Raw genomic sequence first — 25,308 nt, forward strand, 5'->3', positions numbered from 1 at the left:
AATAAAAAACAAAACTCAATATCAAAAAAAGGTTACTTTTGAAAAAATATTTGCTTTTCCAGTATTCATTTAAGAATAAGCATTTTACTAACACAATATGAAAAAAATACACTTACTAATACTACTTGTTATTCTGATCACTACAAATAGCTGTTCTGTTTATAACTTTACTGGAACTGGTAAAATTGATGCTAATACATACCAAGTGAATTTTTTCCCTAACAATTCCGATCTTATTGAACCTGGTCTTGACAGGAATTTTACGCTTACTTTACAAGACTTAATTCAGAATCAAACTAATTTACACTTGGTAAAAAACGGAGCTGATTTAACATATGAAGGTGAAATTACAGATTACAGAATTAGTCCAATGACTGCAACTGCCGATCAAAAAGCCGCTCAAAACCGATTAAAAATCAGAGTAAATGTTAGATTTACTAATAAAAACAAAGAGAAAGATGATTTCGAAAAACCTTTTGAGTTTTATTACGATTATCCAGCAAGCACACAATTAACAGGAGCTACCAAAGATGCTGCTATTAAAGAAATTTTTGAAAGAATTACGCAAGACATTTTCAATGAATCATTAGCTAAATGGTAAAATAGTGTTCCATTAAGAACATTATAAATAAAATCATAAACACCCAAAATACTGAATACTTAAAAAATGAACGTTAGTAGTTATAATTATTTATTAAATCAACCTGAGGAAATCGACGAAACTCAAACGGTTGCTTTGGAAAAAGTATTGGATGAATTTCCATTTTTTCAAAGCGCAAGAGCGTTGCGTCTAAAGGGACTTTACAATCAAAATAGCTACAAATACAATTTTGCTTTAAAAATAGCCGCAGCTCATACAACGGACCGAAGTGTTCTATTTGATTTTATAACTTCTGAGTCATTTACAGCAATTCAAAAAAAGACCTACGAGAAAAAAATAGAAGAGTTACTCAATATAACTGTGGTTGGTAGTCAAATAATAGAGAAAGAAGAAATTCCGGCAGTCAAAACAACTCCTTTGGAACATTCTATTTTAACATCCATAAAAGAAGCCAATACAAATCCAATTCCAAATAATTCTCTCTTTATTGATAAAATAGAAATTGATAAAAATATTGAACAATCAATTCTTGATACTATTAAAGAAGCTACACCAACAAAAATTGAGGAAGTACCAACTGAAGCTGAAAAAAAATTAGAAATTGGAAAACCAATAGATTTTTCAAAATTCGAAACGCATTCATTCCATCAATGGCTTCAAATATCAAGGATAGAACCTATAATAAGAGAAAATCCAAAAGAAGACCCTAGTATGGCAATAGAACCAGATCCTATTATTGAGGAAAACAAAAAGAAAAAAGCAGAATTAATCAATAAGTTCATAGAAACCAGTCCAAAAATTCCACCAATAAAACCCGGAGTAGTCTTTACTCCGAGTCTGGATCTTAACAAAGAAGATAATTCTTATTTAATGACCGAGACTTTAGCTAAAGTTTATTTGGAGCAAAAAAAATATCAAAAAGCGATACAAGCTTATGAAATATTAATTTTGAAATATCCAGAAAAAAGTAGTTTCTTTGCAGACCGTATAAAGGATATTAAAATAGTACAACAAAATAACAATTAATAATAAATAGTATGTTTTCAATTTTTTTAGTTTTAATTACAATAGTATGTTTTCTATTGATCGTAGTAATCATGGTTCAAAATCCTAAAGGTGGTGGACTTTCTTCTACAATAAGTGGTTCTCAAATGTTAGGTGGTGTACAAAAAACTACTGATTTCTTAGACAAAAGTACTTGGACATTGGCAACTATATTAATTGCATTAATCTTACTTTCTGGTTTGAGTTTCACAGGAACTTTAAGCGATTCAGATTCAAAAATTATTGACAATACTGAAACTACAGCTCCAAAAACAAATGCTCCAGCTCAAAACGCACCTGCACAAAACACACCTGCACCTGCAACTCCAGCAAAATAATTTGTTTACATAAATACATAAAATGCCAGCCTGTCAAAGCTGGCATTTTTTATAAGAAAAAATGTCAGTTTATCCGCTATGGCATAATTTCTGAAAAGACAAACACAGTAAATATAACATAAATATAAAAATCATGACTTTAAACATTAAACCACTTTCAGATAGAGTTCTTATCGAACCAGTTGCTGCTGAAACGAAAACAGCGTCAGGAATTTTTATTCCAGATACAGCCAAAGAGAAACCGCAAAAAGGAACAGTAGTAGCTGTAGGAAATGGGACAAAAGACCATACTATGACTGTAAAAATTGGCGATACCGTACTTTATGGAAAATATGCTGGAACTGAATTAAAACTTGAAGGAAAAGATTATTTGATTATGCGTGAAGACGACATTTTAGCAATCATCTAAAATCAAATACACAAATAAACGAACCAACAAATAAACAATAAAATGGCAAAAGATATAAAATTTGATATTGAGGCACGTGACGGATTAAAACGTGGTGTTGACGCATTAGCAAATGCAGTAAAAGTAACTCTTGGACCAAAAGGTCGTAACGTAATTATTGGAAAATCTTTTGGTGGACCAACAGTTACTAAAGATGGTGTTTCTGTTGCAAAAGAGATCGAATTAAAAGACCCATTAGAAAACATGGGAGCTCAAATGGTTAAAGAAGTAGCTTCAAAAACTAACGACTTAGCTGGAGACGGAACTACAACTGCTACAGTTTTGGCACAAGCTATCGTAAAAGAAGGTTTGAAAAACGTTGCTGCCGGAGCAAACCCAATGGATTTGAAACGTGGTATTGATAAAGCAGTTGAAGCTATTGTTGCTGATCTTGCTAAACAAGCTAAAGTAGTTGGAAGTGACTCAGATAAAATAAAACAAATTGCATCTATTTCTGCAAACAATGACGAAGTAATTGGTGAATTAATCGCTAATGCTTTCGCAAAAGTAGGAAAAGAAGGTGTAATCACTGTAGAAGAAGCTAAAGGAACTGATACTTATGTAGACGTCGTTGAAGGAATGCAATTTGACAGAGGATATCTTTCTCCTTATTTTGTGACTAATCCTGAAAAAATGGAAGCAGAATTAGAAAGTCCATACATTCTTTTGTATGACAAAAAAGTATCTTCTTTAAAAGAATTATTGCCAGTTCTTGAGCCAGTAGCTCAATCTGGAAAACCATTATTAATTATTGCTGAAGATGTTGACGGTGAAGCATTATCTACTTTGGTAGTAAACAAATTGCGTGGTGCATTAAAAATCGCAGCTGTAAAAGCTCCTGGTTTTGGTGACAGAAGAAAAGCAATGTTAGAAGACATCGCAATCTTAACAGGTGGAACTGTAATTTCTGAAGAAAGAGGATATACTTTAGAGAACACCACTATCGAAATGTTGGGAACTGCAAAAAGAGTAAACATTGACAAAGACAATACAACTATTGTTAGTGGTGCTGGAGAAGCTGACATGATTAAAAATCGTGTTAACCAAATCAAAGGTCAAATGGAAACTACGACTTCTGATTATGACAAAGAAAAATTACAAGAGCGTTTAGCTAAATTAGCTGGTGGTGTTGCTGTTCTTTATGTAGGTGCTGCTTCTGAAGTAGAAATGAAAGAGAAAAAAGACCGTGTTGATGATGCACTTCATGCTACACGTGCTGCTGTTGAAGAAGGAATTGTAGCTGGTGGAGGTGTTGCTTTATTAAGAGCAAAACAATCACTTGAAGCTCTAAAAGCTGACAATCCAGATGAAGCTACAGGAATTAAAATTATTTCTCGCGCTATAGAATCTCCTTTAAGAACAATTGTTGAAAACGCAGGTCTTGAAGGTTCTGTTGTTGTGGCTAAAGTTGCTGAAGGAAAAGGCGATTATGGATATAATGCTAAAACAGACGAATATGTAGATATGTTAAAAGCTGGTATTATCGATCCTAAAAAAGTAACCCGTGTAGCTTTAGAGAATGCTGCTTCGGTTGCAGGTATGATTTTAACAACTGAATGTGCATTAATCGATATTAAAGAAGAAAATGCTGGTGGCGGACACATGGGTGGCGGTATGCCAGGCATGATGTAAAAAAGAGCATTGGATTTTAAAAAGAGTCCATTACAATAAATCCGTCTTGATTTTTTCTTGACGGATTTTTTTATTTTATATTTCTAAGATTCTAAAATCAATTAATAAAGAAGTATGAATTTTACAAATAATCCTCATAAAAAAAACCGTCTTGTTTATAAATCAACAAGACGGTTTTTTCTTTTTCTAAAGAAATCTATTTTTAATTATTTGGCAACAACTTTTTTCTTTATCAATTTTAGAAAAACTGGCAACGTTGATATTAGAATTATTCCTATCACAATTTTTTCAATATGCTCTTTTAAGTCAATTCCCCACTGATCTATACAAAAACCATATAAATAATGACCCGAAAATATCAATATAAACGACCACAAAATTGAACTTAATATATTGAAAAACATGAATTTTTTCTTATCCATACTACCAATACCAGCAACTATCGGAGCAAAAGTTCTTACAATGGGCAAAAACCTAGCGTAAATGATTGCTCTGCCTCCATGTTTCTCAAAAAACTCTTTAGACTGAATTAAATACTTCTTCTTAAACAAAAAAGTATCTTCTCTATTGTATAAATAATACCCGCTTTTGGCTCCAAACCAATACCCAACCATATTTCCTAAAACACCCGCTAATGCTACTAACGATGAAAGCAAAACAAGATTTATAAAATCGCTTTCTATAAAAAGAAAATTCTGAATCAAATCACGGCTATAAATTCCCGAAAGAAAAAGTAAACTATCGCCAGGCAGAAAAAAACCGGCAAAAAGACCAGTTTCAGCAAAAACGATAAATAAAACTATATACAAACCTAGTTGAACGCCACCAATTGTAAAAGTTATATAAAATTCAGGATTTACTAATTGGGTCCAATCAAAGTTATTCATAAATTCTTGTGTTTTATTTAGGGTGTGAAATTAAGTATAATTTAGGTGAACCACAATACAATACTCTATTTTAAAATTTTATTAACGATTACAAAACAAATAAAAGCACCGAAATTGACCTATTCTTTTGATGCTTTTATTTTCAGTTCACGAAAGTGCATAAAATTAATTTACACAAATCATTGCTCATTATAATCTCTTAAAAATAGGCTATAATCTATCATATTGACAACATGAATGAAGTTTATCATAATCTTCTTTAGTTGCTTTCATCCCATCTGTATCATGCCCTACTTTTGCAATCGCTTTTTTCACATCAGCCATAGAACATTTCTCTTCGTTTATAATGACACTCAACTGATGGGTTTCAATATTCCAAGTAGCCGATTTCACTCCAGGAACCGAATAAGCTGCTTTTTGAATTCTCTTTTGGCATTGTTCGCAATTCCCATTTACTTCGGTAGTATATTTTGCATTTTTATTTTTATTTTCTTGAGCTGAAACTGATAAACCTACGAAAGTCAACCAAATTACTATTACTATATTTTTCATTATTTTATGTTTTAAATTATTATTTCTTTATTGAAACTATTTTTTTGTTTATTTTATTTTAAATCTTAAGCCCGCATAATACATCTGTCCAAATACTGGAGCATACAAAATAGTGGCATCAAAATTTGGACCAAAAGGATTTTGCGAATCTACGATAGCAGGGCTTTGAGTATAATTCCCAATATTCTCACCACCCACATATACCTCAAAAGTACTAGAAAATACTCTTGTAATTTGAGCATTCATCAAAGAATAAGCTGGAGAATGCTCCGGTAGTTGATAGTCAACAGGATTTGAAGCTGTATAAGGCAATTGTTGCTCTCCTATCCAATTGTAAGTGAAATCAAATTTCCACTGCTGTCCTTTGTCCAGAATATGAGTTTCATACCCTAAATTCCCAAAGAAACGATGTGCTGCCTGCAATGGTCTTTGATATTTTCCTGATAAATAATCTGTTTTGATATCATAGTATTTATAAGCAGTTCTCAACTCTAAATGTTTAGCCAATTCATAATTAAACTCCAATTGAAAGCTATTAGCAAATGAAGCACCATCCAAATTATGAAAAATCACTGATTGCGGACTCTCCATAATATCTACCACAATTTGGTTCTGAAAATTAGTTCTGTAAAAATCGACTGTAACATCTGCATTTCTATTAAATAATTGGAATCCTTGCATAAAACTAATACCATAATTCCAGGCAATTTCCGGATCCAATCCATACAATTTACCTCCTGAATTTATAATATCAAATGTTCTGGAACTTGCAAATAACGCTTGATTTTCGGCAAAAATATTAGCTGGACGCTTACCTCTACCCACTGAAGCTCTAAGAACTCCTTTCTCCCATGGATTATATTTTAAATGCAGTCTTGGTGTTGCAAAAACTCCTAAACGGTTACCATAATCGATTCTTCCTCCAAGAATTAAACTAAAATCATCATGATTATCATAAGTGTATTCGAAAAAAGCTCCCATTGTGTTATCTATTCTACTATAATCTGTTGTATTAACAAACTCCGAATAATCATCATAGGTAAAATTCAACCCTGTAGCAAACTTATTTTTATCATTATCAATAATAGAATTAAAAATCAAATTCGAATAAAAACTATTTTGCTTGATATTATAGCCATTCAAACCAAAATAAGAATCTTGATTATAACTTGAAAATGCGTTCTGAAAACCGATACTTTGATATGGTTTATCCTTAAAAACATAACCTATTTTCGTAGAAACATCAATCTTTTTGGTATCAATTTCGGATCCCCAAGAATTAGTTGTTCCCTTATCAGTATCTGGATTAAAATCAAATTGCCCCATTTGCTTAGTATCATCCATAAATTGAAAATTGATAAAACTAACCCATCCAGTTTCAGCATTATAATACTGATAACGATTGAGGACATTGATTTGTTTTTGCAAAGGATTATCTAAGAAACCATCCTCATTTTTATCCATTTTAGAATCTCGAATATTACCGTGCAATAATAAACTAGTAGCCCATTTATCAGACAATTTTGCATTAAGGTTTGCATTTAATTCAAAACGAGAATCTGTAGAACCATAGACGTTTAACAAAATTGGAACATCAGTTAATGGCTTTACTAATTCCGTATTTATTTGACCTGAAATACTCTCAAAACCATTTACTACGCTCCCAGCGCCTTTGGTAATTTGAATACTTTCGATCCAAGGACCGGGTGTAAAAGAGAGTCCATAAGCCTGTGAAGCTCCTCGAACAGAAGGTACATTTTCCTGAGTCATCATTAAGTAAGGACTAGTTAATCCTAGCATTTTGATTTGTTTCGTCCCTGTTAAAGCATCCGAGAAATTGACATCTATTGTAGGATTTGTTTCAAAACTTTCGGCCAAGTTACAACAGGCAGCTTTTAGCAATTCTTTTTTAGTAACTAAGGTCGTATTTCCTGTAAGAGTATAAGATTTTTGCAATCCCTTTTTCTTGGATTGCACTTTTATTTCTCGTAAGGTATCTTGTGAATAAACTCCAAAAGAAACCAACAACAGCAATAAAAGTAATATTGTTCGTGTTTTCATGATGTATATTATAATGATTAAAATCTGCAAAACCACACAAAATGGTTTCACTCAAATTAAACATTATAATCTATCGTAAAGGAGATATTGGCTATACAGCTTGTAAAGAGGCGGTGCATTCGCATCACAATAGTACGAAAGTGATACATTGTTTTTAAAACTAGGAACAGCATTAAAAAAAGTAGATTGGTATTCTGGAACCAAAAAAGTATAATCAAATTGAAAAGAAAAAGATTTAATAATTCTATCATCTGCTTTTTCCTTAAGAACGATTTTTTTGTCTTTACAACAGCTATCTTTTTTGAGAGCTTTCTTCTGACAACATCCCTCTTCTTTTTGTTCTACTGATGGTTTAGTCGAAGTCAAAGAAATAGAAGCAATTTTATTTCCGCAATAATGCACATTAAAAGCAAACCCAACATTGGAACCCAATATTAGAAATGCTAAAAGTATGCTTATCTGCTTCTTAATTTTCATAGTACAAAAATACCATTATTATTTTCTAAAAAAATCAAACTCTTGTTAAACTTTTTAAAAGAAAATTAAACCTACAATTCAAACACCTGTCCCATTAAAGGCACGATACAATCAAAACCATATTGATTATGAATTTTTTCTCTAAGAGCATCAGCAGGTTCATTTTCACCGTGCATCAAAAAAACTTTTTTAGGTTTTTCCTTCAAATCTGAAAGCCAATTAAGCAAATCCTTTTGATCTCCATGCGCCGACAACCCTTCAATTTCAATGATTTTGGCCTTTACTTCAAAATATCTTCCATGTATTTTTATGTCCGTTGCACCTTCTAATAATTTTCTTCCGCGTGTACCTTCACCTTGATAGCCAATAATAATTACTGTCGTTTCAGGAAAACCAATATATCGTTCCAAATAACTCAAAACTCGACCACCAGTAACCATACCACTAGCTGCAATTACAACCTTTGGTTGTCTATCATATATTGTATCTATTGAGTCTTTATAATCCGAAATCATGGTAAACATTTTGCACATGGCCGTAAACTCATCTACATTCAATCGATGCCACTTTCTATTATTCACAAATAGTTCCAACATACTAATTCCCATTGGAGTATCAATAATAAACGGAATATTTGGAATCCTATCTTCTTCTTTCAACTGCCAAAGCAAATACATCACACTCTGAGTACGTTCTACAGCAAAACTCGGAATGATAATAGTCCCATTATTTTGTATTGTATTATTGATATACATTTGCAATTCATCTTTTGGATCGGTCTCAGGATGAAGACGATTTCCATAAGTGCTTTCAAGAAAAATATAATCTGCTTTTTTGGGTTTTGTAGGAGGAAACATTAGTACATCATTGTCTCGACCAATATCTCCAGAAAAAATAACCACTTTTTTTTCTAGTTGAAGTTCAATTGTACATGCTCCTAGAATGTGCCCTGCATTAGTAAAAACTGCTTCAATTTCGGCATCCAAAGCGATATTTTCATTAGGCATAATAATCTTAAAATGAGAGAAAACTTTTTCAGCTTGAGCCACTGTATATAATGGTTCAGCTATTTCATGTTTAGAAAACTTTCCTTCATTTGCCATCTTAGCATCTTCCTCCTGAATTTTAGCGCTATCCAAAAGAATCAATTTAGCAACTTCAGCAGTGGGGCTTGTACAATATATTTTACCATTAAATCCTTGATTCACTAGTCGTGGCAACCATCCACAATGATCCAAATGCCCATGAGTTAACAAAACAAAATCTATAGTGGAAGGCAAAATTGGTAAAGGCTCCCAATTAAGCTCTCGTAAAGATTTTAGCCCTTGGAATTGCCCACAGTCAATCAAAATTCTAACACCATTACTTTCAACCAAGGTTTTAGAACCCGTAACCGTTCCTGCTCCACCGATACATGTGATTTTCATTTTAATCCAATTTAGAAATAATCCCAACCGCTACAATTATATACTTCTACACAGCTGTAAAGCTTCAGCCAACACGTTCTTTATTCTTCTAGAATTTAGACCTATTTTTTCTAAATCCAAACTGTCATCAATAATATCTTCTACTAATATCACACCTAGAATCAATAATTGTTCTTTTTCTGAAAGTGTCAAGGTGGTTAAACAAGTTATAGGATACAATCTATTTTTATCAATTTTATCTTTTAAGTTATTCGTTTCAGGATAATCCCAACTCAATAATTCTAATCCAACACATTTAGCAAAAACAACAGCGTCTGATGTAAAACGATTATTGGTAACAATACAACATCTGGAAATCCTATCATTATTAGAAAATATCTTATATTCATTCTCTTTCAAATCATTAAAACGAGATAAAATATACATAGGTACTTTCACATCGGTAGCAGCATCTTTTCCTCCATGAAACTTACATTCGATCATGGTGACTATAGCACCTTGCTTAGCAATAACATCTATTTCGTGAGAAACACATTTGCCTTGCAAAACCAAACCTACTTTTGCCTGATACTTTTCTGAGAGAAAAAGTCTAGCAATAAATTTTTCGAAAAAAAAACCTTCAGGTCCCAATAACCGAATAGCTTCTCTTAAATTATATCGAGCAGCATGTGAATTGGATCCTTTTTTAAGAAGGCTAAAAGCCAATTTGTAAATCTGTTTTGTAGAAATCCCTTCATAAACTTCATCTTCAATCAGCTGTAAAACTTTATCAGCGACAGCAGGAGTCGCTCCCGATTTTAGAAGAGATTGCTTCAACTTTTCATGATTAAAGTCAACAATAGATCCTGAATGTTTTACAATTTTCATTACCCTCTAATTAGTGACTAATTCATTCAAACATCCATTAAAGATAATAAAAAAAGAATTATTTTTTCAGTTTTTGAAAATAAAACGCTGGTACAAAAAGAATTACAAACAAAGGTTGAATCAAAAAACGCCTTACATAAAATAGCAGTAAATTTTCCTGATTTTTAAAAAAATAAAGAATAGAGAAGAAAACGATTATCAGAATCACAAAAAGCAAAACATACAAAACTGCTGCAAATGAAATCATTTCTCTATCCTTAAAAAGAAGATAAAGAATACCCAACGAAAGTATCATATTTATAGAAAAGCGAAGTAATAACCCTAAAAAAAGTAATCCAGAATTAAACTCTGGCAAAGACGATTTTAAATAATTTCCTTTAAAATAAACCAAAAAAGGATCATAAAACCATTGGCATTCAAAAGCCCTTACAATTATTAATGCACACACTAATACAATGAGAAAAAAAATACGTGCTTTATTTTGGAGTACTTTATTTAGCATATTTCGAAAATTTATTAACCCAAATTACCCATAAAATAAAAACTATCCCATAAATTATTACTGGAAATAAAACACCATGGAGTAAATGTGTTTTTTCGGGAAAATAATACATCAAAACTATTAATACAGCTATACGAAGCACATTTAGAATATAAATCAATACAGTTCCACCAAAAATAAAAAGCAAAGTATTTTTTAAGCTTCCTGAGAAAGCCACAATAAAAGAAATAAATAAAATAATAACACTTATTCCGTTACAACCTTCCACAATCCGAACGATATATTGATTTTGAAAATACATCCTAACAAAAGGCTCACTAACAACACTTTCAGACTGAACACGCATAAAGAACCATGAAATTACCTTTTCAGAATTTTTGGCAACAACTTGTGTGATTGTATCTACAGTACTACTTCCGAAGCCACTCAAAAAAAACTGGTAGACGAAAGTTAGTAAAATATAGCAACCAAAAAAGCTAGCTAAAAAAACTAAAAAAGGTTTATACTCAACGAAATATTTTTTCAAAATTATTTTTTGCCAAATTTATGCAATTAAAGAATTAGCTTTAAATACTTTTGTAGAAAAAATAACAGAACATGACTTTTCAAGAATTACAACCAAAAATAAAGGAAATAACAACAAATACAGTACTTAACAGAGATGAAAAGCTTTTGACAATTTGTCAACTCTTGAGCGATTCTATTTCATACTACAATTGGGTAGGCTTTTATTTTGCCAATCACGAAACAAAAACACTACACCTTGGTCCTTATGTAGGTGCTGAAACTGATCATACAGTTATACCTTTTGGAAAAGGAATATGCGGACAAGTAGCGGTTTCGAATTCGAATTTTGTTGTTCCAGATGTTAGTGCTCAAGACAATTATATTGCTTGTAGTTTTACAGTAAAATCAGAGATTGTTGTACCACTTTTCGTAAATGGAGAAAATATTGGTCAAATTGACATTGACAGTCACGTAATTGACCCATTTACAGAAGCTGACGAAAATTTCTTAGAATTTGTAAATGAGGAGATTTCCAAATTATTTTAAGCTTTCAAAATAATTTATAATTCATAATTCATAATCCATAATTATTTTCTACTTTTGCACCCGTCTTACAATAGCTGTACGGCATACATAACAATCATTAAATAATATTCGAATGTATTTAACTAAAGAGATTAAAGAAGAAATCTTCGCTAAACACGGAGGAAAAGCAGAAAACACAGGATCTGCAGAAGGACAAATCGCGTTATTCACTTACAGAATTAGCCACCTTACTGAGCACTTGAAAAAAAATCGTCACGATTTTAACACTGAGCGTTCATTAGTACTATTAGTAGGTAAAAGAAGATCTTTGTTGGATTACTTGAAGAAAACAGAAATCAACAGATATCGTGAGATTATCAAAGTATTGGGTATTAGAAAATAATCAATATATGAAAAGAGGTGCGAAAGTGCCTCTTTTTTTTATTTCTCTTTTAGATTTAAAAAAAATATTTAAATTTAATAATTGTCATCAATTTTGAAAAAAATTGACATTTCAATAAAAAAAGTTTGGTTTTTCATTGGGTTTTAGGCATTAACTACGCAACAACTACAACTAACAACACAACTAAAACCCATTGTATAATCAATTAGAAAAAAAATTATGATTCCACAATTATTTGTAGAAAGCATCGATTTAGGTGATGGCAGAAGCATCACAATCGAGACAGGTCGTTTAGCAAAACAAGCAGACGGTTCTGTAGTAGTAAGAATTGGTAAAACTGTTATTTTAGGAACAGTAGTATCTTCAAGAAAAGCAAGCCCAGGTATTGACTTTTTGCCACTTACGGTAGATTACCGTGAAAAATTTGCTGCAGCGGGTCGTTTCCCTGGAGGTTTCTTCAAAAGAGAAGCAAGACCAAGCGATAGCGAAGTATTAACAATGAGATTAGTTGACCGTGTTTTACGTCCACTTTTCCCATCTGATTACCACGCAGAAGTACAAGTTATGATTCAGTTAATGTCTCATGACGATGAAGTTATGCCAGATGCATTAGCAGGTTTAGCAGCATCAGCAGCTTTAGCGTTATCTGATATTCCTTTTGAAACTTTAATCTCTGAAGCAAGAGTAGGTCGTATTGATGGAAAATTCATCATCAACCCATCTCGTGCACAATTAGAATTGTCTGATATTGACATGATGATTGGAGCTTCTACAGATTCTATCGCAATGGTAGAAGGAGAAATGAAAGAAATCTCAGAAGCAGAAATGGTAGAAGCAATTAAATTTGCTCACGAACACATCAAAGTACAAATTGCTGCTCAAGAAAGATTGGCTCAAGCTTTTGGAAAAAAAGAAGTTCGTACATACGAAAAAGAAAAATCAGACGAAGCTATTTACGCTAAAGTAAAAGCTGCGGCTTACGATAAAATTTACGCTATTGCAAGCAAAGGTTCAGCTAAACATGAACGTTCAGCTGCATTTGACGCTGTAAAAGAAGAAGTAAAAGCATTATTTACTGAAGAAGAATTGGCAGAAAACGGAGATTTAGTTTCTAAATATTTCTACAAAACCAATAAAGAAGCAGTTCGTAATGTAACTTTAGATTTAGGAACTCGTTTAGACGGAAGAAAAACTACAGAGATCAGACCAATTTGGAGTGAAGTAGATTACTTACCATCAGTACACGGTTCTGCATTGTTTACTCGTGGAGAAACTCAAGCATTGGCTACAGCAACTTTAGGAACTTCTAGAGAAGCTAATCAAATTGATTCACCATCTGAACAAGGAGAAGAAAAATTCTACTTACACTATAACTTCCCTCCATTTTCAACAGGAGAAGCTCGTCCGTTAAGAGGAACTTCAAGAAGAGAAGTTGGTCACGGAAACTTAGCTCAAAGAGCCCTAAAAAACATGATTCCTGCTGAAAATCCATACACTATAAGAGTTGTATCTGAGGTATTGGAATCAAATGGTTCATCTTCTATGGCTACGGTTTGTGCTGGAACATTAGCATTAATGGATGCAGGTATTCAAATGATTCGTCCTGTTTCTGGAATTGCAATGGGATTGATTACTGACGGAGATCGTTTTGCTGTTTTGTCTGATATTTTAGGTGATGAAGATCACTTAGGAGATATGGACTTTAAAGTAACTGGAACTTCTGAAGGAATTACAGCTTGTCAAATGGACATCAAAATTGATGGATTGAAATACGAAATCATGGAGCAAGCATTGGCTCAGGCTCGTGATGGACGTTTACATATCTTAGGAAAATTACTGGAAACGCTTGCAAAACCAAATGCAGATGTTAAAGCACATTCTCCAAAAATCATCACAAGAACTATTCCTGGAAACTTTATTGGAGCGTTAATCGGACCTGGTGGAAAAGTAATTCAAGAATTACAAAAAGCTACTGGTACTACTATCGTTATCAACGAGGTGGATGAGCAAGGTGTTATCGAAATTTTAGGAACTGATCCTGCTGGAATTGAAGCAGTATTGGCTAAAATTAAATCGATCACTTTCAAACCGCAAATGGGAGAAGCTTATGAGGTGAAAGTAATTAAAATATTAGATTTTGGTGCAGTTGTAGAATATACATCAGCTCCTGGAAACGAAGTTTTATTACACGTATCTGAATTAGCTTGGGAACGCACAGAAAACGTTACTGATGTTGTAAATATGGGTGATGTATTCCAAGTAAAATACTTAGGTGTTGACCCTAAAACTAAAAAAGAAAAAGTGTCAAGAAAAGCACTTTTGCAAAGACCTCCACGTGAGGAGAAAAAAGAGTAATCAGATCTTAGTTTACTAAAGGTTTATTTATAGAAAACCCCGTTTCATAATTATGAAACGGGGTTTTTCAGTTTTTTTCCATATACACTTGAACAAATTTATTTCCTTAACAAACATTCATTCTTAGCAAAAACACTTTCACCAACGCGACTACTTACTCATCTAAAACTCAATTCTCTTAACCTGCAAAAATATTTATAGTCTTTTTAACAGAATAAATCAATACTTTTATAAAAAATAATAAAAACATTACATTATATTCAAAGAAAAAAAATATCTTTAACCCGAAAATAATTAACAAATAATCTAAAAAATAAAAAAAATGAATTCAACAATTTCTATCCCTCCAGGAATACAAATTCCTGAAAAGACTTTTACTGAAAGTGGTACAATATCATTTACAAACAAACGCCCAAGCACCCCTTTACAACCACTTGTTGAGGTGTATTTAGACAGTAACAATAACATTCAAGTAAGTACAGTTTTTTTTATTGATGCTGCTATAACTGGATTAAATGAAAATAGTTTTACAATTTTTCAAGACTATAGTATTAGCGAAATAGGAGAACCAAGATTACAATTTTTCATTAGTTATGATGCTATAGAGACTAGTACCTCAAATTTTCGTGCATATCAAATTTCTTTCCAATCATTACCTACCACATTTTTAAACAGAGACATAACTACAATTCAAACCTTTTTATGGGATATTGACCCTGTGAGTTCAAGAGGAACTGTAACTAATGTACAAAGTTAATCTAGAATAAAAATTAAATTTTATCTTTTCAATATACTATCAAATGAAAAACAAGAGTAATGTATTTAATATTAAATTATTTTTTACACATATACTCTTGTTTTTTTCATTTTTTATATTTTCTCAAGAAAATCCAGCTAAATCTTCATTGAACTTAGAAATAAAAAAAATAGCTAAGAAACATGAGAGAGAAATTAATTTCCAAAAAGCTTCTTCAAATTTTTTGTTAAAGGAATGGGATTCAACGCTGATATATTCTATGAAACAACTAACAACAACACACAACACCAAACTAAATGATTACTGCCATTACTTCAGAGCAAATAGTTTTAGGAAAAAAAAAATGTTTACGGAAGCTAAAAAAGAATATGAATTAATCTCTAATACTTTCCCTTTCTTTTATAACGTTAAAATAGGTTTAGGAGCAATTTTTCTTGAACAGAAAAATTTTTCAAAAGCTGTTTCATATTATCAAGAAATAGAAAAAAATCCAAAAAAAGACAATTTTGATTACAATAGAAGTTCATTATTTCATGATTTAGGAATTTGTTATTTAGAGCTCCAATCCTTTGACAAATCTGAAAAATATTTACTAAAAGCCCTAGCGTTACAACAAATCGAGAAAGACACCTCCTTGATTATTGGATCTTATATGGATATTGCAACATTATATTACAATCAATACAAAGACAATCAAGCGATTCCTTATTTTGAAAAAGCTTATCAATTATCAAAAAAAACAAAATCTTTTGAGCTAAAACAAAACACAGCAATAAACATGGCTGTAGTAGAAGAAAACAGAAAAAATTTTTCAAAAACTTTAGTCTACAGAAAAGAATATGAACAATGGAAAGATTCATTAAACAATCAAAATAAAATATGGGCAGTTGCAGATTACGAAAAAAAATATGCTATAGCTCAAAAACAAAAACAAATTTCGGTACTCAAAATAGAAAACAAACTAAAAGAAACCGAGCGTAAAACAATGTTTTATTCCTCATTGGGTATGTTAGCACTTTTAATTGGAGGCGTTTACGTCTATGCACAAAAAGTAAAAAACGCCAAAATCATACTTACTCAAAAAAACAAACTAGACGAACTCAATGCTACCAAAGATCAATTATTTTCTATAGTAAGCCATGATTTACGTTCTTCTGTTAATGCTTTAAAAACCAGTAACACTAAACTAACGACTTCGCTAGAAGCCAAAAACTACCAACAACTAGACCAACTCCTTCACCAAAACAGTACCATTGCAAATGGTGCTTATACCCTGCTCGACAACTTACTCCATTGGGCATTGCTACAAACCAAACAATTGTATTTTCATAAAGATTCAGTTCATCTGTTTTCTATCGTGCAACAAATAGAATACAACTACAAACCATTACTACTCGATAAAACCATCTCTTTTGAGAATACAGTGTCTAAAAATAGCTTTATCTTCGTAGATCTCGATTCGCTAAAAATAGTTCTTCGTAACTTGCTCGATAATGCTATAAAATTTTCTCCTGAAAATGGCAAAATCAGTATATACACTGTAGAAACCAATACTGATTTCTGTCAACTCGTGATTGAAGATACTGGCTTAGGAATGACACAAAACACTATCGATGAATTATTACAAGACAATGAATTATTAGCTAAGAAAAGCAACTCAGAGATTATAGGGACAGGTTTAGGTATGCAATTATGCAAACAAATGATCAAAAAAAATAGCGGTTCATTAACCATAGAAAGCGAACTCAATAAAGGAACAAAAATGATACTTTTGTTCCCAAAAACCAGATAAAATGGATAATATTAATGTACTTATTATAGAAGACTCCATAGAGCAAAGCAATGAGCTAAGCAAAGTCTTACTGGCTAACAATTACAATATTGTAGGTGTTGCCCAAAATTATACTGATGCACTTACTTTATTTTACAAAAACACTGTCGACATAATCATCATTGATGTTTTTTTGGACGGAAAACCTGAAGGAATAACTTTTGCCGAAACCATTAATATTGTTCCAAATGCTTCCAAGCCTTTTGTTTTTTTGACTAGCTCACAAGATCGTCAAATTTTTGAAAGAGCAAAACTTACTAAGCCTTTTAGCTTCCTAATGAAGCCTTTCAATGAATTAGAAATTCTCTATGCGCTGGAAATGGCTGTCGAAAAATTCTACGAGCAAACGAATGTTTTTTTGAGTGACAATCAAGATACTGTTATCAGTACTGACTACATGTTCATCAAGAAGAAGAATTCTCTCAAAAAAGTATCTTTAAAGGACATTCTATACATCGAAGTCGAAGATCGCTATTGCAACATTATTACCGAAAAAGAGAAATTTGTTATCATGATTTCGTTAACCAAAATCAGTGAATTACTCGACAAAGACAAATTCATCCGAACACACAGGAACTACATCGTAAACGCCGATGTTATAGAAGAAATAATCCTTGCCGATAATCTTATCATTCTCAGAGGAAATCATAAAATCAATCTTAGCGATACCTATAAAGATTTCATAAAGAGAATAAATACTTTATCGTAACTATCTTTTACCACAACAAAACAATAAATCTTCTCCAAATGCGAGAGGATTTTTTTTTACCACTACAGCACCAAAAAAACTGTCCTTGAACTGGTTATAAAGAATATTTCATGACAATAAAAGTCAACTTCGTAACATTTCGACCAAAAATATAAGGATTATCAATATATCTTTAATTATCAAAAATTTCCAAAAAAAACAATACCATGAGATTAGAACTTAATATCCCCTTTAACATGCAATTAAAACCCTTATTAAACAAAATCAATCCTTGGATTGGACTTATAGCATCATTATGCATTATTGTCCCAAGTTTATATGACATAATGGATGCTCCATTAACAATTACAAATGACCACTTCATTCTGGCTGGTGGTACAATCTGTTTTATTGTGTTTTTAAAACAAATCTTTAACCGAATTATCAATTTAGACGAAATAGATTAAAGCCCGCAATTCAAAAAATTACCACAACTGAATTTCTTATTTTAAGAGTAAAAAACATTTGCTGTTAGTACACACATGTTTACTACCCAGTATCAATAATACCCACATAGTCAGAATTTATACTTTCTCACAAATAACGACAAGAATATCATCCAGCGATTATAAATACAGTCGCCATCCTTTTTGATATTTGGTTTACAGCAAAAAATAAAAAAACCTCACTTAATTTGTCTTACAAATTACAATACTAGTTTCTTTGGTTTCGGTATCGTATGACATACCTAAATTGAATGATTTCAATGTTAAAAGTAGTTCACAACTTTCAAGTAACCTTTTAGAATTAGTTTTAGTATTATTTTTAAATAAAAAAAACATTAATTTGATAAAAACCAATTATCAAATCACATTAAACATTTACCCTTCTATTATTAGCATATTTTTCTGTATATCACTGCTACTATTCAACTTATATATTTGATATTTCATAATTTGAGCCATAGTATTAGTTGTTATTAGAATTGCATTATTGATAATAAATAACTTCTTTAAAAAAAATAAAGAGCTAATTAATTAAAAAAATAAACTTTTTTGTAACTTTTTAGATATTCGATACGTATAACAACTTGTACACTTAAAAAATTGAGGAGACAAAAACATGAGACAACTTAAAATCACCAAGCAGGTTACCAATCGTGAAACCGCTTCATTAGACAAATATTTACAAGAAATTGGAAAAGTTGACCTTATTACCGCTGACGAAGAGGTAGAATTAGCACAAAGAATTAAAGCTGGGGATCAAAGAGCCCTAGAGAAATTAACAAAAGCCAATTTACGTTTCGTAGTTTCGGTAGCCAAACAATACCAAAACCAAGGATTAACACTTCCCGATTTAATTAATGAAGGAAATTTAGGTTTGATAAAAGCAGCACAACGTTTTGATGAAACTCGTGGTTTCAAATTCATTTCATACGCAGTATGGTGGATTCGTCAATCGATTCTTCAAGCTTTGGCAGAACAATCTCGTATCGTTCGTTTACCATTAAATAAAATTGGTTCTATCAATAAAATCAACAAAATGTATGCGTTATTAGAGCAATCTAACGAACGTCCACCATCTGCTGAGGAAATTGCAAAAGAACTAGACATGACCGTAAATGATGTAAAAGAGTCGATGAAAAACTCTGGTCGTCACTTATCAATGGATGCACCTCTTGTAGAAGGAGAAGATTCTAACCTTTATGACGTTTTACGTTCTGGAGAATCTCCAAATCCTGATAGAGAATTAATTCATGAATCATTGCGTACTGAAATAGAGCGTTCATTAGAAACATTAACTCCAAGAGAGGCTGATGTAGTTCGTTTATATTTTGGTTTAGGTGACCAACACCCAATGACACTTGAAGAAATTGGTGAAACTTTTGACCTAACTCGTGAACGTGTTCGTCAAATTAAAGAAAAAGCAATTCGCAGATTAAAACATACTTCAAGAAGTAAAATTTTAAAAACATATCTTGGGTAAAACCCAAATTCCTACTAATGGGATTTTACAGCAAACAACAGTCTGATTAACTGTTCGTTTTTTGATTGATGATTGAAACTCCGGCTGATTACCGGAGTTTTATTTTTTATGAATAAAACTTTCGGTCTGTTCGCAAAAAATGCTCGGGTTTCCGGAGTTTTATTTTTTATAATTACCTTTGCAAAAAACTAACAACACAAATGTAAAGATACACTACAGTGTATCTCAAAGTAAAAACTACACAATGAAGAATACACTTATTGCACCATCAGTATTGGCTGCTGATTTCGCTAATTTACAACGTGATATCGAAATGATTAACAACAGTCAAGCCGACTGGTTTCACATTGACATAATGGATGGTGTTTTTGTCCCAAACATTTCTTTTGGAATGCCAGTACTTCAAGCAATTACAAAACACACAAAAAAAACAGTAGATGTGCATTTGATGATTGTAAATCCAGACCAATACATCAAAACATTTAAAGATTTAGGTGCCGATATTTTAACGGTACACTATGAAGCTTGCACACATTTACACCGTACTCTCCAAGCGATTAAAGCTCATGGAATGAAAGCTGGTGTTGCATTAAATCCACACACCAATATAAATTTATTAGAAGATGTAATCAATGATATTGACATGGTCTGTATCATGAGTGTAAATCCAGGTTTTGGAGGACAATCGTTTATAGAAAACACATATGACAAGATTAAAAAATTAAAAAAATTAATCGTTGAAAAAAATGCAAGCACAATAATCGAAATTGATGGTGGAGTAACCAATAAAAACGCTTTACAATTGGTTGAAGCAGGAGCAGATGTTCTTGTTGCAGGAAGCTTTGTATTTAATGCCGAAAACCCAACTCAAACCGTTGCTGATTTAAAACAATTGACAACCATTTAAGAAATCAAAAAGTCCCAATAAACAAATAAGTTTCATTGGGACTTTCTTCTTTAGTAAACACTTAATTTTTAATTATACTGATTAATTAAATACTTTATCAAATCTGTTGTGGTTATTATTCCAACCAAAACATGATCTTCACAAACTGGCAAAGCATGAAATTCTTTATTTGCTAATATTTCAGCGGCTTCTTTAATAGTTGTTTTGGGTGTGATTGTTACCAGCTTTTTTGCCATTACCTGCTCTACAGTAAACATATTGTAAACAGTAGTATCTACAACCTCTTCATCATCATCAATTGCATCTGCAAAAGAAATACGCAACAAATCGGTGTAACTTAACATGCCAATTATGGTAGCTCCATTTACCACCGGAATATGTCTGATTTTGTAATGCTTAAAAAGAGACTCAGCTTTGGTTAAATCATCTTTGATAGTTAGTTTAACTATATCAGTAGTCATAATAGTTGACACGGGAACATGCTGTCTCATAACATCTCTCTTTTAAAATTATATGTAAATTTAAAGATGAAAATTTGTTAAAAACATGATGTTTATCAGACGTTAATAAAAAATATTTCCTGATATTAACGCTTCATATTTAACATCAAAGATACTTTATCATACAAATCTGGGAAACGATTTTTAAACTCCAAAGGGGTCTCAAAATAACATTCTAAGATTACTGCAAGAAATTCAAATTGGTTAGTAAAACCATAAAGTCTAAAATAATTGGATTGTATTAATTGTTCCCTAAATGCTGCATCACTCACTTCTTCATTAATTAAGGCAAACATCCTTGAAAAGAGAATCGAACTACTATCATTTCTTTCTAATGCTTGGTATTGCAAAACGTGAGCAAATTCATGAATTCCAAGATTTAAATTATCCGAAGAAATATCAAATCCCTTTTGAAAATCTTCCCAAGAAAAAGCCACTACTTTAGTATTGGGATTAAATTCTCCTTTATGATATTGCTTAGTAATTCTCGAAAAATAAACAGATGGATAAATTATTATTCTATCAAAAACTTCACAAAGATATTCCCGCATACCAAATGACAACATCACAAATGTAGCAGCCACATATACTTTTACCTCTTCGGTAACTACAAAACCCTCACGTGATACAAATTCGTATTTATCCAAAAAACAGGCTGTTCTATGTTCAAAATACACCTTCTCTTTATTTGACAATCGAATATAAAAAGAAAATTTTGTGTTTAAAAAACGAAGTGAATCAGGGCTTATTTTTTTTGGAAAAAGGCAAAAATGAACGAAAAAAGGCCTGCCAAAAATCAACCCGAAAATATATTCCAAAAACTTAAAAAAGACAACCACTAAAGAAATAACAACAAAAAGAACAAGAATAAAAGTAAAAACTGGCAGTGTATAGTTATTCATAAAAATAATTCTTGTTTTACTTTGTATCTAATAAATTAAAAAAGCAAAATCATAAAATTCATTTATAATTTTGCTTTTAAAGTGACCACGGCAGGGTTCGAACCTGCAACCCTCAGAGTCGAAATCTGATATTCTATCCAGTTGAACTACGCAGTCAAATATTTAATTACGAATTTTAAATTACGAATTACGATAGCATAATTCGTAATTTAAAATTCGCAATTAATTTATACTAATAATTTTTTAACGATGGTAGAAATAGTTTTTCCTTCGGCAGTTCCACCCAATTGAGTAGATGCTAATCCCATCACTTTCCCCATAGAAGCAATTCCTGACGCTCCAGTCTCTGCAATGATTTTTGCAATTACTGCTTCTACTTCAGCTTCGCTTAACTGAGCAGGCAAGAATCTTTCGATTACTGCAATTTGTGCCAATTCTGGTTCTGCTAAATCCAAACGATTTTGCTCAGTAAATATTCTAGCGCTTTCTTTACGGGTTTTAACCAATCTTTGAAGTAATTTAACCTCGTCATCAGCAGATATTTCTTCTTTTGAACCTGAAGCTGTCTGTGCTAATAAAAGCTCTGATTTTATAGCTCTTAAAGCTTCTAATGCAACTGTATCTTTAGCTCTCATGGCGGTTTTAATTTCGTCCATGATTTGAATTGATAAACTCATATTCTGTATTTTAGATTTTTAGATTCTTGATTTTAGATATTGACACTGATTTAAAAAAACTCTTCTTAAATTAAAATCTGGAATATCTTTATTTTGTATTGAAATGAAAAAGGTAATTAAAAATACAAATCTAAAATCTGCAATCTTAAAATCTACAATCTCAAATCATCTGCCCCAGATGGAAATGAAAAGCCTTTTTGGGAGAAACTTTATTTTTTCCTGAACCAGAAAAGCGACCAAAGGAAGCTCTTTCTTGTTCTTAGAAAAAAAGAGTTACGACAAAAAGCTTGTAATGTACAGCTGGATAAGGCTCGACAAATTTAGAAAATTTAACTGGCAATAACAACTACAAGTTTGATGCTTTATAGTCAAAAAATAGCCCGAAAATTCAAAGAAATTTCGGGCTATCTTCAAAAAAAATGGCTTTGTTAATCTACATTATCATGTAAATATGAATTATTGGAACGCAATTGCAAATCATTATTGCTATCTGTTCCTACTGATATTCTTGAAGTTGAATTATTAGTTTGTGAATTATTAAGTTCGATGCCAAATCTCTTATAAGCTGGCTCTCTTTCTAATTCATCTACTTTTGATACACTATCGTGAAATTTATAATTGAAATCTTTTAATTTTCTTCTTCTTTCTTCAGCTCTGAACCTTAATGTTTCTTCGATTGTCATGTCAATCGGAGAATTATTTTCTAAAGTTGGCGCCACTTCCACAATTGGCTCTGCCATTTGCTTCATTGTAATATTCATTTCAGCAGGAATCACTTCTTCGATTTTAGCCACAGGCTTAGATTCTACAAAATCATTCTCTACTTCCATGTATTCTTCTAATGAGTATTTAATAACACCATTATCAGACAATTCGGTTACAGGCACAAACTGAACAGGCTCTACAACTTTAATATTGCGAGTTTCATTTGTTAATTCAAACAAGAAACTATTAGTTTCTTCTTGAACATGTATAGGCTCTGATTTACTCATTGGCAAATCGAATGAGAAAGCAGTTTGCTCTTGTTTTTCTTCGAAACGAACTGGTGCTGACTGTACTTCTCTAACTGATTCTATTACTGGGTTTGTAACAACAAAATCAATCTCTTTCATAGGAGAAACGATTTCAAAAGTCACATCCAAATTTCTAATAAATTCAGTCATTCCAATTAATTCATCTTCATTGATAGCAGAAATTACTGGTTCAGGAATAGTAATATCTTCAACTAAATCAAAAACAACTCTATCTTCTGTAGTAGTAACAGTTGTTTCATTATTTAAGCTGAAACCAGCAACAGTTTTTGCAGACAAATCAAAAACACCTCTTTGTTCTTCTCCAAGTGTGTGAATTATTTTCTTAGGCTCAACATTTACGATTTCGTTTTGTTGTTCTACATTAAAACCTGTCGCAATAATAGTTACAGCAATTGAATCCCCAAGTGAATCATCTTCACCAACACCCATAATAATATTGGCATTTGAACCTGCTTCATATTGAATATGCTCATTAATTTCGGCAATTTCATCGATAGTAATTTCATTAGTTCCAGAAACGATAAGCAACAATACATTTTTGGCTCCAGTAATTTTATTATCATTTAAAAGTGGAGAATCTAAAGCGGCAACGATACCTTCTTTAGCTCTGTTTTCACCTGATGATACAGAAGATCCCATAATAGCGGTTCCACTATTATACAACACTGTTTTTGCATCACGTAAATCAATATTTTGAGTATAGTGATGTGTAATTACTTCAGCGATTCCTCTTGAGGCTGTCGCTAAAACTTCATCCGCTTTTGAAAATCCAGCTTTGAAACCAAGATTTCCATATACTTCTCTTAATTTATTATTATTGATAACGATTAACGAATCGACTTGCTTACGCAATTTTTCGATTCCAATAAGCGCTTGTTCTTGACGAACCTTCCCTTCAAATAAGAAAGGCAAAGTCACAATCCCAACTGTTAATATATCTCTTTCTTTTGCCAATTGAGCAATAACTGGAGCAGCTCCTGTTCCTGTTCCACCGCCCATACCAGCAGTAATAAATACCATTTTAGTATTTACATCCAATACTTTTTCAATATCAGCAATACTTTCTATTGCAGATTGGTGTCCTACATCTGGGTTTGCACCTGCACCTAAACCTTCGGTTAAATTTGCTCCTAACTGAATTTTATTAGGAACTCCACTATTCTCAAGCGCCTGAGAATCTGTATTACAAACGATGAAATCAACGCCTTTAATACCTTGTTTAAACATATGGTTTATAGCGTTACTACCGCCTCCACCTACTCCAATTACTTTGATTACATTTGATTGATTTTTTGGTAAATCAAATGAAATACTTCCAAATTCTGTGTTGCTTGGCATCATATGGGGTTTTAATTTTTTATTAACTTTATCACTAACTACTCTAGGCTTGGGGCAAAAAG

General features: G+C 31.9%; 26 protein-coding genes and 1 tRNA gene. 14 read left to right on the forward strand and 13 right to left on the reverse strand.

Translation table 11 applies throughout. The features are described from left to right. Window positions 1-97 precede the first annotated feature (97 nt). From CLU82_RS05295 to groL, 5 genes are all read left to right on the forward strand, one after another. Window positions 98-601 carry an LptE family protein gene (locus CLU82_RS05295; RefSeq protein WP_100842107.1) on the forward strand — a complete coding sequence of 168 codons (504 nt, stop codon included), beginning with the start codon at window positions 98-100 and terminating at the stop codon, window positions 599-601. 66 nt (window positions 602-667) lie between these two features. Beyond that, window positions 668-1,627, forward strand: coding sequence for a tetratricopeptide repeat protein (locus tag CLU82_RS05300; RefSeq protein ID WP_100842108.1), 960 nt, complete (start codon window positions 668-670; stop codon window positions 1,625-1,627). Window positions 1,628-1,638: 11 nt separating this feature from the next. Next, window positions 1,639-1,983, forward strand: a complete 345-nt coding sequence (secG, locus tag CLU82_RS05305) for a preprotein translocase subunit SecG (RefSeq protein ID WP_100842109.1) — start codon at window positions 1,639-1,641, stop codon at window positions 1,981-1,983. 133 nt (window positions 1,984-2,116) lie between these two features. Further along, entirely contained in the window at window positions 2,117-2,392 is a 276-nt protein-coding gene (gene groES, locus CLU82_RS05310) for a co-chaperone GroES (RefSeq protein ID WP_100431955.1), read from the forward strand. Between the two features lie 42 nt (window positions 2,393-2,434). Beyond that, the gene (gene groL / locus CLU82_RS05315) at window positions 2,435-4,063 is read left to right on the forward strand and encodes a chaperonin GroEL (protein WP_100842110.1); all 1,629 of its coding nucleotides are present in this window, start codon (window positions 2,435-2,437) and stop codon (window positions 4,061-4,063) included. A gap of 206 nt (window positions 4,064-4,269) precedes the next feature. Here the strand turns inward: groL and CLU82_RS05320 are convergent, their stop codons facing one another. The 8 genes from CLU82_RS05320 to xrtF all read right to left on the reverse strand — a co-directional run bounded on the left by CLU82_RS05320 (window position 4,270) and on the right by xrtF (window position 11,362). Beyond that, complete coding sequence (locus CLU82_RS05320) at window positions 4,270-4,950, reverse strand: DedA family protein (RefSeq protein ID WP_100842111.1); 681 nt, start codon at window positions 4,948-4,950, stop codon at window positions 4,270-4,272. Window positions 4,951-5,160: 210 nt separating this feature from the next. Beyond that, window positions 5,161-5,502, reverse strand: a complete 342-nt coding sequence (locus CLU82_RS05325; protein ID WP_100842112.1) for a heavy-metal-associated domain-containing protein — start codon at window positions 5,500-5,502, stop codon at window positions 5,161-5,163. Window positions 5,503-5,550: 48 nt separating this feature from the next. Continuing rightward, a complete protein-coding gene (locus CLU82_RS05330) occupies window positions 5,551-7,563 on the reverse strand; it encodes a TonB-dependent siderophore receptor (RefSeq protein ID WP_100842113.1) in 2,013 nt (670 codons plus the stop codon). A 63-nt stretch (window positions 7,564-7,626) separates the two neighbouring features. After that, on the reverse strand, window positions 7,627-8,040 hold the full coding sequence (locus CLU82_RS05335) for a hypothetical protein (protein WP_100842114.1): 414 nt from the start codon (window positions 8,038-8,040) through the stop codon (window positions 7,627-7,629). A gap of 71 nt (window positions 8,041-8,111) precedes the next feature. Next, on the reverse strand, window positions 8,112-9,467 hold the full coding sequence (locus CLU82_RS05340) for an MBL fold metallo-hydrolase RNA specificity domain-containing protein (RefSeq protein WP_100842115.1): 1,356 nt from the start codon (window positions 9,465-9,467) through the stop codon (window positions 8,112-8,114). A gap of 36 nt (window positions 9,468-9,503) precedes the next feature. Then, window positions 9,504-10,334, reverse strand: coding sequence for an ATP cone domain-containing protein (locus CLU82_RS05345; RefSeq protein WP_100842116.1), 831 nt, complete (start codon window positions 10,332-10,334; stop codon window positions 9,504-9,506). A gap of 58 nt (window positions 10,335-10,392) precedes the next feature. Then, on the reverse strand, window positions 10,393-10,836 hold the full coding sequence (locus CLU82_RS05350) for an exosortase F system-associated protein (RefSeq protein ID WP_100842117.1): 444 nt from the start codon (window positions 10,834-10,836) through the stop codon (window positions 10,393-10,395). Next, window positions 10,826-11,362, reverse strand: a complete 537-nt coding sequence (gene xrtF, locus CLU82_RS05355) for an exosortase family protein XrtF (RefSeq protein WP_100842118.1) — start codon at window positions 11,360-11,362, stop codon at window positions 10,826-10,828. Before xrtF ends, CLU82_RS05350 begins: the two co-directional genes overlap by 11 nt. A 71-nt stretch (window positions 11,363-11,433) precedes the next feature. On the opposite strand from xrtF, the gene CLU82_RS05360 reads away from it, so the two are divergent. The 9 genes from CLU82_RS05360 (at window position 11,434) to rpe (ending at window position 20,795) form a co-directional block, all read left to right on the forward strand. Then, window positions 11,434-11,889 (forward strand): GAF domain-containing protein, encoded by a 456-nt coding sequence (locus CLU82_RS05360; protein ID WP_100842119.1) that lies wholly within the window; start codon window positions 11,434-11,436, stop codon window positions 11,887-11,889. Between the two features lie 112 nt (window positions 11,890-12,001). Beyond that, on the forward strand, window positions 12,002-12,271 hold the full coding sequence (gene rpsO / locus CLU82_RS05365) for a 30S ribosomal protein S15 (RefSeq protein ID WP_100842120.1): 270 nt from the start codon (window positions 12,002-12,004) through the stop codon (window positions 12,269-12,271). Window positions 12,272-12,490: 219 nt separating this feature from the next. After that, on the forward strand, window positions 12,491-14,626 hold the full coding sequence (locus tag CLU82_RS05370) for a polyribonucleotide nucleotidyltransferase (protein ID WP_100842121.1): 2,136 nt from the start codon (window positions 12,491-12,493) through the stop codon (window positions 14,624-14,626). Window positions 14,627-14,948: 322 nt separating this feature from the next. After that, on the forward strand, window positions 14,949-15,383 hold the full coding sequence (locus tag CLU82_RS05375) for a hypothetical protein (protein WP_100842122.1): 435 nt from the start codon (window positions 14,949-14,951) through the stop codon (window positions 15,381-15,383). Between the two features lie 259 nt (window positions 15,384-15,642). Then, window positions 15,643-17,175, forward strand: a complete 1,533-nt coding sequence (locus CLU82_RS05380; protein WP_100844942.1) for a tetratricopeptide repeat-containing sensor histidine kinase — start codon at window positions 15,643-15,645, stop codon at window positions 17,173-17,175. Window position 17,176: 1 nt separating this feature from the next. Then, a complete protein-coding gene (locus CLU82_RS05385; protein WP_100842123.1) occupies window positions 17,177-17,923 on the forward strand; it encodes a LytTR family DNA-binding domain-containing protein in 747 nt (248 codons plus the stop codon). Window positions 17,924-18,129: 206 nt separating this feature from the next. Further along, window positions 18,130-18,369 (forward strand): hypothetical protein, encoded by a 240-nt coding sequence (locus tag CLU82_RS20695; protein WP_157813324.1) that lies wholly within the window; start codon window positions 18,130-18,132, stop codon window positions 18,367-18,369. A gap of 655 nt (window positions 18,370-19,024) precedes the next feature. Continuing rightward, window positions 19,025-19,888 carry an RNA polymerase sigma factor RpoD/SigA gene (locus tag CLU82_RS05395; RefSeq protein ID WP_007804760.1) on the forward strand — a complete coding sequence of 288 codons (864 nt, stop codon included), beginning with the start codon at window positions 19,025-19,027 and terminating at the stop codon, window positions 19,886-19,888. Between the two features lie 244 nt (window positions 19,889-20,132). Further along, entirely contained in the window at window positions 20,133-20,795 is a 663-nt protein-coding gene (gene rpe / locus CLU82_RS05400; RefSeq protein WP_100842125.1) for a ribulose-phosphate 3-epimerase, read from the forward strand. Between the two features lie 68 nt (window positions 20,796-20,863). Here the strand turns inward: rpe and CLU82_RS05405 are convergent, their stop codons facing one another. The 5 genes from CLU82_RS05405 to ftsZ all read right to left on the reverse strand — a co-directional run bounded on the left by CLU82_RS05405 (window position 20,864) and on the right by ftsZ (window position 25,246). After that, window positions 20,864-21,286, reverse strand: a complete 423-nt coding sequence (locus CLU82_RS05405) for a CBS domain-containing protein (RefSeq protein WP_100842126.1) — start codon at window positions 21,284-21,286, stop codon at window positions 20,864-20,866. Window positions 21,287-21,381: 95 nt separating this feature from the next. Next, window positions 21,382-22,197, reverse strand: coding sequence for a zinc-dependent peptidase (locus tag CLU82_RS05410; RefSeq protein WP_100842127.1), 816 nt, complete (start codon window positions 22,195-22,197; stop codon window positions 21,382-21,384). An 82-nt stretch (window positions 22,198-22,279) separates the two neighbouring features. Further along, window positions 22,280-22,353: transfer RNA gene (locus tag CLU82_RS05415), tRNA-Arg, on the reverse strand. Between the two features lie 71 nt (window positions 22,354-22,424). Further along, window positions 22,425-22,874 (reverse strand): GatB/YqeY domain-containing protein, encoded by a 450-nt coding sequence (locus tag CLU82_RS05420; protein ID WP_100842128.1) that lies wholly within the window; start codon window positions 22,872-22,874, stop codon window positions 22,425-22,427. Window positions 22,875-23,302: 428 nt separating this feature from the next. Continuing rightward, a complete protein-coding gene (gene ftsZ, locus CLU82_RS05425; protein ID WP_100844943.1) occupies window positions 23,303-25,246 on the reverse strand; it encodes a cell division protein FtsZ in 1,944 nt (647 codons plus the stop codon). Window positions 25,247-25,308 lie beyond the last annotated feature (62 nt).

Source organism: Flavobacterium sp. 5, from assembly GCF_002813295.1.
Classification (GTDB): Bacteria; Bacteroidota; Bacteroidia; order Flavobacteriales; family Flavobacteriaceae; genus Flavobacterium.